Source organism: Archangium sp. (assembly GCF_036389735.1).
In the GTDB taxonomy this organism is placed as follows: Bacteria; Myxococcota; Myxococcia; order Myxococcales; family Myxococcaceae; genus Archangium.
In genome coordinates this window covers 1-9,731 of sequence record NZ_DASVWK010000364.1, presented here as the reverse complement: position 1 = coordinate 9,731, position 9,731 = coordinate 1, and the positions used below count along the sequence as shown (strand labels likewise).

General features: G+C 69.3%; 12 protein-coding genes. 6 read left to right on the top strand and 6 right to left on the bottom strand.

Annotated elements, in window-relative coordinates; translation table 11 throughout:
* Positions 1–164 precede the first annotated feature (164 nt).
* Positions 165–1,094 carry a hypothetical protein gene (locus VF794_RS12755; protein WP_331110115.1) on the top strand — a complete coding sequence of 310 codons (930 nt, stop codon included), beginning with the start codon at positions 165–167 and terminating at the stop codon, positions 1,092–1,094.
* On the top strand, positions 1,081–1,794 hold the full coding sequence (locus VF794_RS12750; protein ID WP_331110113.1) for a 2OG-Fe(II) oxygenase: 714 nt from the start codon (positions 1,081–1,083) through the stop codon (positions 1,792–1,794). Before VF794_RS12755 ends, VF794_RS12750 begins: the two co-directional genes overlap by 14 nt.
* An 86-nt stretch (positions 1,795–1,880) precedes the next feature.
* Here the strand turns inward: VF794_RS12750 and VF794_RS12745 are convergent, their stop codons facing one another.
* Together VF794_RS12745 and VF794_RS12740 are read right to left on the bottom strand one after the other, a co-directional pair.
* Complete coding sequence (locus VF794_RS12745) at positions 1,881–2,357, bottom strand: hypothetical protein (protein ID WP_331110111.1); 477 nt, start codon at positions 2,355–2,357, stop codon at positions 1,881–1,883.
* Positions 2,358–2,487: 130 nt separating this feature from the next.
* Complete coding sequence (locus VF794_RS12740) at positions 2,488–2,934, bottom strand: hypothetical protein (RefSeq protein WP_331110109.1); 447 nt, start codon at positions 2,932–2,934, stop codon at positions 2,488–2,490.
* A 269-nt stretch (positions 2,935–3,203) separates the two neighbouring features.
* Here VF794_RS12740 and VF794_RS12735 point away from each other — a divergent pair, with 269 nt between their 5' ends.
* A complete protein-coding gene (locus tag VF794_RS12735) occupies positions 3,204–5,105 on the top strand; it encodes a glycoside hydrolase family 15 protein (protein ID WP_331110107.1) in 1,902 nt (633 codons plus the stop codon).
* Position 5,106: 1 nt separating this feature from the next.
* Here the strand turns inward: VF794_RS12735 and VF794_RS12730 are convergent, their stop codons facing one another.
* A complete protein-coding gene (locus VF794_RS12730) occupies positions 5,107–5,445 on the bottom strand; it encodes a hypothetical protein (protein ID WP_331110105.1) in 339 nt (112 codons plus the stop codon).
* Between the two features lie 182 nt (positions 5,446–5,627).
* Between VF794_RS12730 and VF794_RS12725 the strand changes: the two genes are divergently transcribed.
* Entirely contained in the window at positions 5,628–6,155 is a 528-nt protein-coding gene (locus VF794_RS12725; RefSeq protein WP_331110103.1) for a pyridoxamine 5'-phosphate oxidase family protein, read from the top strand.
* A gap of 82 nt (positions 6,156–6,237) precedes the next feature.
* Complete coding sequence (locus VF794_RS12720) at positions 6,238–6,741, top strand: rhodanese-like domain-containing protein (protein ID WP_331110101.1); 504 nt, start codon at positions 6,238–6,240, stop codon at positions 6,739–6,741.
* A gap of 4 nt (positions 6,742–6,745) precedes the next feature.
* Here VF794_RS12720 and VF794_RS12715 read toward each other — a convergent pair whose 3' ends face one another.
* Both VF794_RS12715 and VF794_RS12710 read right to left on the bottom strand, forming a co-directional pair.
* Positions 6,746–7,120 carry a hypothetical protein gene (locus tag VF794_RS12715; protein WP_331110100.1) on the bottom strand — a complete coding sequence of 125 codons (375 nt, stop codon included), beginning with the start codon at positions 7,118–7,120 and terminating at the stop codon, positions 6,746–6,748.
* Positions 7,121–7,131: 11 nt separating this feature from the next.
* Entirely contained in the window at positions 7,132–7,320 is a 189-nt protein-coding gene (locus VF794_RS12710) for a hypothetical protein (RefSeq protein ID WP_331110098.1), read from the bottom strand.
* Positions 7,321–7,709: 389 nt separating this feature from the next.
* Here VF794_RS12710 and VF794_RS12705 point away from each other — a divergent pair, with 389 nt between their 5' ends.
* Positions 7,710–8,957: a cysteine desulfurase-like protein gene (locus tag VF794_RS12705; protein WP_331110096.1), complete on the top strand. Its 1,248-nt coding sequence runs from the start codon at positions 7,710–7,712 to the stop codon at positions 8,955–8,957.
* Here VF794_RS12705 and VF794_RS12700 read toward each other — a convergent pair.
* The gene (locus VF794_RS12700) at positions 8,949–9,638 is read right to left on the bottom strand and encodes a lycopene cyclase domain-containing protein (protein ID WP_331110094.1); all 690 of its coding nucleotides are present in this window, start codon (positions 9,636–9,638) and stop codon (positions 8,949–8,951) included. The two genes, VF794_RS12705 and VF794_RS12700, sit on opposite strands and share 9 nt — an antisense overlap.
* Between the last annotated feature and the right edge of the window lie 93 nt (positions 9,639–9,731).

Genomic DNA, 9,731 nt, shown 5'->3' with positions numbered 1-9,731 from the left:
CCACCACGCCCCCCGTGGTGAAGGTGAAGGCCGACCTGCCCACCACCACCACCACGCCCCCCGTGGTGAAGGTGAAGGCCGACCTGCCCACGTTCTGAGCCGGACGGGACGCTCGCGCGGTACACTGGGGGCGCTCATGTCGGGCGCCCCACAGGTGAGGACACGTGAAGACGGTCGCCGTCATCGGCTCACGCAGTGATGAGCACACCCGCTATGTGGCCGAGGCGGTGCAACGCCGCCGGGCCCGCGTCATCCTCGTCGAGACCGCGAACGTCCCCGAGTCCGCCACGCTGACGTGGGAGCGTGGCGCCGTGCGGTACCAGGGCGAGCGCCTGGATGACGTGCGCTCGTTCTACATCAAGCGCGTGCAGCTCTCGCTGCCCATCCCCGAGCCCGCCGCGCTGCCCGAGCGCAACTTCGCCACCTGGCAGGAGCAGTACGTCGCCGAGCGCGAGCGCCAGTCCTTCCTTCAGTCCGTGCTGCGCGCCCTGCGCCAGCCGGGGTGCACCTTCGTCAATCCGTTCGAGACGATCGAGCTGCACTACCTGAAGCTGCATCAAATCTCCCTGCTCCAGCGGCACAAGGTGCCCGTGCCCCCGAGCCTCGGCACGTGCGATCCACAGGCGGTGCGCGACTTCGTGCGCAAGCACGGCTCGGTCATCTACAAGCCGCTCGGGGGTGGGGCGCTGGTCCAGCGCGTCACCGAGAAGGACCTCACGGACGAGCGGCTCCAGCTCCTGGGCAACTGCCCCGTGCTCTTCCAGGCCGAAATCAAGGGCGACGAGTTCCGGGCCTATGTGCTGGACGGCGAGCCGGTGGCCGCCTTCCGCATCCCCACCGAGGGGGTGGTGGACGCCCGGGTGAACCTCCATCAGGTGCGCCGGGCCCGGCTGCCCGAGGAGGCCTGGCGCCTGTGCATCCGTGGGGCGCGTGCGCTCGGCATGGTGTTCACGGCGGTGGATCTGCGACGGGACGCGGACGGCCGGTTCGTCGCCCTCGAGTTCAACCCCACGCCCGCCATCTCCTTCTTCGAAGACCCCAAGCGCGGGAAGATCATCTCCCGCCTCGCGGAGTACCTCGTTGCGAAAGCCTGAACGCGTCAGCGGTTTCTTCATCCCGGATCTCGTCGAGAACGTCTTTGGCGAGGACTGGCGGGGCCCCCCCGCGGTGAACGTCGAGGCGGCGCGGTGGATACACCCCACGCTGCTGGACCCGGCCATCGCCACCGGGGTCCGCGCGGCCTTCGGGGAGGGGGGGCGGGTGCCGCACGTCTGCCTGTCGGACGCGCTCGCGCCCCCGGTGGCGGAGTCCGTCCACGAGGCCTTGACCCGGGCCCGCTTCGTGCCTCACCACCACGCCCCCTACCCGCTCTCCATCGCCCGTCAGGGGGAGCAGGAACCCTCGGCGCTGACGGGCTTCGTCCAGTGGCTCGGCACCGATGCGGCGGCCGACTATCACGCCTGGCTCGTGGGCTGGCGGCAGAAGCTCGTGGCCAAACAGGTGCAGGTGTCGCGCATGGGCGTGGGCGAGCGTTTCCCCGTCCACGTGGACACCGAGGACGAGGGGCTCGCCGTCGTCTACAACTTCACCCGGCCCTGGGAGGAGCGGTTCGGCGGCGTGCTCCACTTCCCCCACCCCTCCGGCAAGGGGGACGAGCTGCGCATTCCGCCCCTCTTCAACTCCGTCTTCATCTTCCGCTCCCGGGGGGCACCACACGGGGTGTCGCAGGTGCTGCCCGAGGCGGGCGCTCGCTTCCGCTACACCGTCACGTCCTTCTTCCTGGCCGAGGGCTGAGGCTCCGTCCAGGCCCGCAAAGCCGAAGGGCCGGCCCCGCGTATAGCGGAGGACCGGCCCCGAGGACTCCAGAAGAACCGCGACGACTAGGCGGCGTAGCGCGCGGCCAGGGCGTCGGCGTGCGCGGTGGAGAACAGCTCCTGGAGGTTGTGCGTGGTGCTCTCGCCGACCGTCTTGTTGGTGAACGCACCGACCTTGTCCGCGGCGCTCTTCACCTTCTCGGCGAAGTCAGCCAGCTGCCCGACCTTCGGGGCCAGCTTCTTGGCGAACTCGAACACCGAGCCCAGGTTGCTCTTGGAGATCAGCGACAGGGCGCCGTCGACGACCTTGTCCAGGAAGGGCTTGGCGATGTTGCCCAGGTTGAAGGGGAGCTTGTCCAGCAGCCCGCCCGCGGCCTTCTTGATGAGACCGCTCAGGGCCTGCTCAGGGGCCTTCAGGATGTTCACGGCCTTGCCAGCGATGTCGGCGACCTTGCCGGCGATGTTCGAGACCTTGCCGGCCACGTTGCTGACCGTCTTCGCCACGTTGCTGATCGCGCTGCCGATGCTCTTGAGGAAACCCATGACAGACCTCTGAATTCTGGAGAGAGAGTTGAACCGAAGTGGACGCCGTGTTGCTTGAGGCTTCGAAATGATTCTCGGGGGGGCCGAATAAAGGTTGCGTGATCCAGATTATTTTCGCGCCCCCCGCGGACTAGCCTCGGGGAACACTCCCCTTCTTGATCTGCTCCATCAGCTCCTGACGCTGCGCGTCATCCTGGGGCCCGGCGGGAATGGCGCCGTTGGAGGCGCCCCCGGTGGCGGGGCCCTTCCGGCCGTCGGCGGAGTCGAAGCCGGACTTCTGGAACTGGGCGCCCGGGTCCAGATCACCGCGGACGGCGGCGGCGAACACGTCATGGACGTCCTGCTCGGTCATCGGGTTGTAGCCGGCGGCGCGCAGCTCCTCGTCCTCGGCCACCTCGAACTCCGGGCGCCTGTCCGGGTACTGGAGGTAGGTGAGGACCTTCTCCACGTAGTCCGCCAGCTCCATGCTGACCGCCTTGGCGATGCGAGCGGTATCCGGGTCCTTCATCAGCTCCGCGCGGATCTCCTCGATGGGCTTCTTGAGGGCCCGCTTCTTCTCGGCAGTCTCCTGCGACATGTCTTTACGCTCCCCCTGAACAGGGCGGTCGGATGAGAAAGGGCCACTCTAGCCAGAACTTCCAGGATCCGAAAAGAGCAGCAGCCTGGGAAACCCGGTAGAAGCAGCCCCCGGCGGCGGATTCCCAGCGGCTGGAGGGCCGCTCCTCCCTGGCCGCTGGACAGCCCATCCAGACAGCCTCCGGCTTCCCGTGCCGTTGCAACGGCCCCTCCCCAGACTCAATGACGAAGGAGGCCCCCGGAGTGGAGGGGCGGCCCCCGGGGGATGGGATGAGGCAGCGGATCGACGACTACGCCTTGCTGGGCGACTGCCACTCCGCCGCCCTGGTGGGGCGCGATGGCTCCATCGACTGGGCCTGCTTTCCCCGATTCGACTCGCCGGCGGTGTTCTGCCGCCTCCTGGATGTGCGCCGGGGCGGCTCCTTCGGGGTGAGTCCCGAGGGCACGTTCCACTCCACCCGTCGCTACCTCGAGGACACCAACGTCCTCGTCACCACCTTCACCACGCCCACGGGGGTGCTGGAGCTGACGGACTGCATGCCCGTGCGGCCCGGCCTGTCGCGCGGCGCGCGCGTGGGGACACGGCACTCCCTGCTGCGGCGGCTGCGCTGTCTGGGGGGCGAGGTGAAGGCGCGCGTGGTGGTGTCCCCGCGCTTCGAGTACGGCGCCTTCGTGCCCCGCATCCGCTTCACCTCGCCCCACGCGGCGGAGCTGCTGGGGGGCGCGGACGCGCTGTGGGTGACGGCCACGCACCCGCTTTCGGGCAACGACACAGCCCTTCGCGCGCGCTGGCCCCTGAAGGCCGGGGACGAGGCCTGGGTGGAGGCCGCCTGGACGCCCTCGCTCGTCGAGCGCGGCCCGGCGGAGCTGCCCGACCTCGCGATGATGCGCCGCCGGCTGGAGGAGACGGTGGCCTTCTGGCGTGAGTGGATTTCCCACTGCGCCTATGACGGCGAGTACACCCGCGCCGTGCGCCGCTCCGCGCTGGTGCTCAAGGCGCTCACGTACGCGCCCTCGGGCGCCATCATCGCGGCCCCCACCACCTCCCTTCCCGAGGAGCCCGGCGGCGAGCGCAACTGGGACTACCGCTACACCTGGCTGAGGGACACCGCCCTCACGCTCATCTCGCTGATGCTGCTGGGCTACCAGGAGGAGGCGCTCGCCTTCCGCTACTGGCTGACCCGTACCAGCGCGGGCCGCGCCGAGGACATCCAAATCATGTACGGCATCCGCGGCCACCGGCTGCTGCCGGAGGTGGAGCTCACGCACCTGGAGGGCCACCGGGGCTCCCGGCCGGTGCGCATCGGCAACGGGGCGGTGAAGCAGCTCCAACTGGATGTCTTCGGGGAGATGCTGGAGGGGGCATGGCTCTTCTCGAAGATGGGCCTGAGGCTGATGCCGGGGGACTGGGACTTCTTGAGCCGGCTGGTGGAGGACGTGTGCGAGCGCTGGCGCGAGCCGGACCAGGGGCTGTGGGAGATTCGCGACGAGCCGCGGCACTTCCTCCACTCGAAGCTGCTGTGCTGGGTGGCGCTGGACCGGGCCATCCGCATCGCCCGGGCGCGGCGCTTCCCGGCCCCGGTGGGGCGCTGGATGCGCGAGCGCGCACTGCTGCGCCGCTACCTGCTCGACGCGGGGGCGCGGCACGGGTGGTTTTCCCAGGCCGTGGACTCGGACAACGCGGATGCCTCGGTGCTCCAACTGCCCGCGCTGGGCTTCCTCCCGGCGACCCACCCGATGGTGAGCCGCACGGTGGCGATCATCCGCCAGCGGTTGGAGAGGGACGGGCTGCTCTACCGCTACGACTCGCCGGACGGCCTGCGCGGCGGCGAGGGCACCTTCCTGCTGTGCTCCTTCTGGCTGCATGACGTGCTGGTGCACTCGGGCAGGACGGGCGAGGCGGAGGGGCTGCTGCGCCACCTGCTGAGCCTGTCCAACGACGTGGGCCTCTATGGAGAGGAAGCGGTGCCGGGCACGGGCGAGGCCCTGGGCAACTTCCCACAGGCCTTCACGCACATGGCGCTGGTGGCCTCGTGCGCGCAGCTCTCGGCGGCGCGCGCCTTCCCGCTGCCCAGGCCCGGCGCGTATGACTACGCGGACTTCGCGCTCACCTATCACCTCGGCAAGCGCTCCATCTTCATGTCCCACTTCGCGTGGGAGTCGGCGCGGTGAGTCAGTACCCCAGGCTCGGGTCGTACGGCGGCGCGAGCAGCGTGCAGAGCACCAGCTCCGTCACGTCCTTGCCGCCCCCGAGGTTCGTGGCCAGACACCGGGGCGTGTAGATGAACCCGGAGACGCCCCACCAGCCCAGGAACAGCGACAGCAGCGTGTAGCCCAGGCTCATGGCGAACGTGCCCTGTCCGGCCCGGACGAAATACACATCCGAGCAGCGCCGGACGGTCGTCACCACGGTGGAGAAGCAGTACTCGAAAACCACGAACTTGCCCCCGCGCCGCAGCTCATCCTGGACCTGCGCCGGAGACAGGCCGTCCATGCCGTGGATGCCAGTCATACTGCCCCCCTGTCCGTAGAAGCGCGGCACCGACCGCGATGAACAGTGAAACCAGCGTACATGGGGGGCGTACGCATGCACAGACACTCCCCGAGCGAGCAGACACAGGTGCACGACAACCCAGGGAGTTGCTCCTGTCCCCCTCCGGGCCCCTGCTTACCGTGAGCACCTGGGAGGCAGGAATGGCCACGAAGAAGACCGAGAAGAAGGACCCCATCGCCCACCTGAGCGAGCTCATCCACGGCATCAAGGTGACGATGATGACGACGGTGGAGGAGGACGGCAGCCTGCGCAGCCGCCCCATGTGGACGCACGACCGGGACTTCGACGGGGAGCTGTGGTTCTTCACCCGGGAGCACTCGCCCAAGGTGGACGAGGTGGAGCGCGACCACCACGTCAGCCTCTCCTATTCGGACCCCACGCGGGACCGCTACGTGTCCGTGACGGGCCTGGCCCGACTGGTGCTCGACAAGGAGAAGGCGCGAGAGCTGTGGAATCCCACCCTCAGGGCCTGGTTCCCCCAGGGGTTGGATGACCCCGAGCTGGCATTGCTGTGCGTGAAGGTCACCAAGGCCGAGTATTGGGACACCCCCAACAGCCGCATGGTGCAACTGGTGGGCTTCGTGAAGGGAGTCCTCACCGGGGAGCCGTACCGTCCGGGAGACAACGAGAAGGTGAGCCTCGACGAGGCCGGCGCCCCGCTTCACTGACCGTCTGGCCCACGGCGCGTGAATAAAGCGCTCCGTGGGCCGTTGGAAGCGGGAAACCCGGTCCTCACCAGAGGTTCACCGCATGTCCAAGAAGCTCCTCGGCGCCCTCCTCGTTGCCGCCTCGCTCGCCGCTCCCGCCGCCGCGCTCGCCTGCGAGGGCGAGAAGCACGCCAATGGCGAGGCCTGCGCGTGCGACCACGCCAAGAAGGAAGCCAAGGCGGAGGCCAAGGCCGCCGCGAAGTCCTCCCTGAAGGAGGTCACCATCACCCAGGTGGCCAGCCTCCAGAAGGAGCAGAAGGTCACCGTGCTGGACGCCAACGGCGACGACTTCCGCAAGCAGAACGGCATCATCCCCGGCGCCATCCTCCTCACCCACTTCAAGAAGTACGACGCGGCCAAGGAGCTGCCGGCGGCCAAGGACGCCAGGCTCGTCTTCTACTGCGCCAATACCCAGTGCACGGCCAGCCACGCCGCGGCGCGCAAGGCCGTCGAGGCCGGCTACACCGACGTGAGCGTGCTGCCCGACGGCCTCCTGGGCTGGAAGAAGGCGGGGCAGCCCACCGCCACCGTCACCCCGCAGAGCTGACGCGCTACTCCTCCAGGTCCTGGAGGGAGGGCGTGGGCACCAGCCGCAGAATCCCCGCCTCATCCCTCCAGACCGCATACGTCTTCCCGGCGACCGCGACCCGCGTCTCCAACGTGGGGGAAGGCTGGCCGTGAAGCCATGCCGAGGCCTGCTCCATGTCTGGGAAGTCCCGCTCGAGGTGAAACGAGCGGGAGGCCGGCTCCTTCACCTCGTGGAGGTACTCGCGGAACTCCTTGAGCTGGCCGGTCGCGTAGAGGAAGTGGAGCGCATAGGCGGCAACCTCGATGGCGTCCTGGGCCTCCTCGGGACAGCCTGTCGCCGCGCCTTGGAGAGCCCGGCAGGTTGATTCGAGTTCGAAGTCCTCGAGTCGCTTCGTCACGATGTGGCTCCTCAAAGAGCGGCGAGTGGAATCAGGACCAGCGCACCCGCGCCGCCCGTGGCGACCACGAAGGTTGCTCCAGCCACCCCCACGAGACTGCCCACCAGCACCTCCGTTTCGTGGCGAGCGAGCCAGTCCTTCGCGGTCTTCATATCGGGAAAGGCCAGCGGGCGTGCCTCGAGTTCCTTGACGCACTCCATGTACTCTTCGCGGCACTTCTTGGTGCAGTACTTGTCGTGGCCTTTGTCCCCCCTCTTGAGGGGCCAGGGGGGTGCGGAGTTCCAGCACTTCCTGAAACAGGCGATCTGCTCCGCATCACAGTCTCGCGTCCCGCTCGATGCGCACACGCTCTCGAATGCACGAGCAGAGTCGCGGAGGGTCGGCTGGGTACTGCCACATGCCAGGAGAAGAATGGCGGGCAGGGACAGGACGCCGCGATGGCTCAGCCCTCGTGCGCTGCGCTTCCTGTGGGACTCCCTGCGCCCCACGTCGATGAGCGTTGGGAACTCCAAGTTGAAGCTAGGGCACTTCACCCACTGCCACCACTCACGGCAGGTGAACCCACTGGTGTATGGACAGCCTCCCAACCGTGAGCCCCATCGACACGCCCGAGCATGAGCTGGAGCGGTATGCTCCACGGGCCATGAGTTCCCCTCCCTTCGCCGCGCACTTCCCCGCCCTGCGGTCGGGTTTCAGCTACCTCGACAACGCCGCCGGGGCCCAGGTGCCCTCCCACACCATCGACGCCATCTCCCAATTCCTCTCCGGGGGAAGCTGCAACGTGGGTCAGCCCTACCGCGCCTCCGTGCTCGCCACCGAGCTCAAGGCCCAGGCCCGCGCCGCCACCGCCGAGTTCCTCAACTGCCTGCCCGAGGAGGTCATGCTCGGCACCAGCGCCACCGCCCTCACCTTCCAGCTCGGGCGCGCCTTCTCCCGCCTCTTCCAACCCGGGGACGAGGTCGTCATCTCCGAGCTGGAGCACGAGTCCAACGCCAGCCCCTGGCGCGCGCTGGAGGCCCAGGGCGCGGTGGTGAAGGTGTGGCGCGCACGCTGGCCCGAGGGTCGCCTGGAGCCCGCCGACCTGCGCGCCCTGCTCACCCCGCGCACCCGGCTCGTCGCCGTGACGGCCGCCGCCAACTCGGTGGGCACCACGCCGGACGTGGCCGCCGCCGCCGAGCTGGCCCACTCCGTGGGGGCCTGGGTCATCGTCGACGCGGTGCACTCCAGCCCCCACCTGCTCCCCGACATGAAGGCCTGGGGCGCGGACTTCGCCGTGTTCTCCCCCTACAAGGTCTTCGGCCCCCACCTGGGCTGCATGTTCGTGCGCCGCGAGCTGCTGCCCCGGCTGCCCGCGGACAAGCTGTGGTTCGTCCCCGACGACAGCCCGCAGAAGTTCGAGCCTGGCACCGCCAACCACGAGGGCCTCGCGGGCTGGCTGGGCTCCCTGCGCTACGTGCGCGAGGTACTCGGTGAGGGGCAGCCCGGGCGCGCGGGGCTGGAGCAGGCCTTCCGCCGCATCGAGGCCCTGGAGCGCCCGCTGCTGGAGTCCACCCTGGAGCGGCTGCGCGCCCACGCGCGCGTGCGGCTCTACGGCATCCCCGAGCCCAGGGGCCGGGCCGCCACCTTCTGCTTCACCGTGCGGGACGCCTCGCCTCGCGGGGTGGCCGAGCACCTCGCCCGCCACGGCGTGGGCGTCGCCGCCGGCCACTACTACGCCACCCTCGCCATGCAGGCGCTGGGCCTCATGCCCGAGGGCGCCGTGCGCGTCTCGCTCCTCCACTACAACACCCTGGAGGAGGTGGATCGGCTCTTCGCCGGGCTGGACTCGCTACCCTGAACGCGGCACGAAGCGCAGCCCGAAAGCCCACGCCGGGAAGGCCGTGCCCGCGAAGCCGGCGCCCGTCCCGTACAGGAGTTCATCGAGCGGAACGCCGAGCAGCCCGCCCTCCAGGAAGACGCTCGGTTTCCAGATGCGCTCGACGGCCGCCCCGGGCATGAGCGCCTCGAAGACGAGGCACAGCCCGAAGTAGATGAGCGCCGTCACCCCCGCGCCCAGCAAGCTCGGCATCACCAGGTCCGAACGCATCACCAGGACGAGCACGGTGGTGGAGACCATCGCGGCCACCGCGGCGTAGAGGATGGGCACCCCCGCCCCCAGCAACAGCACGGCCACCGCCAGCACCGCCCCGACTCCTCCACCCACCCGCTTCCACGGCCGCGAGCCCGAGCCCAGGGGCACCACCGTCCGGCGGAACACCACGGCATAGGCGCTGGAAGCGAAGGCCGCGAGCCCGACGATGAGCAGCACGTCCTCGATGCCGAAGCCAATCCGGTCCGCCAGGTCGAACAGGAACTTCGGGGCCCAGTACTCCGGGTAGAACAGCCACTCGGTCGTCGCGAAGGGCAATGCCATCACCGCCGCCCCGCGCATCAACCCGCGCAGGTCCGCGCGCATGAACCAGAAGAGCGTGCCCGGCACCAGGAAGAGAAGCGCCAGCACCAGATAGTCATGGGTCATGACACCCTCAGCGGGCCGCCAGTCCGAGCAGGGGAATCATGACCAGCGCCAGGGTGGCGGTGATGGCGGCCGCGACCCGGATCTGGATGAGCC

What these genes read in the sequence shown, in the direction of transcription:
- VF794_RS12735 (WP_331110107.1), top strand. Translation starts at nt 3,204, where the DNA reads ATGAGGCAGCGGATCGACGACTACGCCTTGCTGGGCGACTGCCACTCC.
- VF794_RS12720 (WP_331110101.1), top strand. Translation starts at nt 6,238, where the DNA reads ATGTCCAAGAAGCTCCTCGGCGCCCTCCTCGTTGCCGCCTCGCTCGCC.
- VF794_RS12730 (WP_331110105.1), bottom strand. Translation starts at nt 5,445, where the DNA reads ATGACTGGCATCCACGGCATGGACGGCCTGTCTCCGGCGCAGGTCCAG.
- VF794_RS12725 (WP_331110103.1), top strand. Translation starts at nt 5,628, where the DNA reads ATGGCCACGAAGAAGACCGAGAAGAAGGACCCCATCGCCCACCTGAGC.
- VF794_RS12740 (WP_331110109.1), bottom strand. Translation starts at nt 2,934, where the DNA reads ATGTCGCAGGAGACTGCCGAGAAGAAGCGGGCCCTCAAGAAGCCCATC.
- VF794_RS12745 (WP_331110111.1), bottom strand. Translation starts at nt 2,357, where the DNA reads ATGGGTTTCCTCAAGAGCATCGGCAGCGCGATCAGCAACGTGGCGAAG.
- VF794_RS12700 (WP_331110094.1), bottom strand. Translation starts at nt 9,638, where the DNA reads ATGACCCATGACTATCTGGTGCTGGCGCTTCTCTTCCTGGTGCCGGGC.
- VF794_RS12710 (WP_331110098.1), bottom strand. Translation starts at nt 7,320, where the DNA reads ATGGAGTGCGTCAAGGAACTCGAGGCACGCCCGCTGGCCTTTCCCGAT.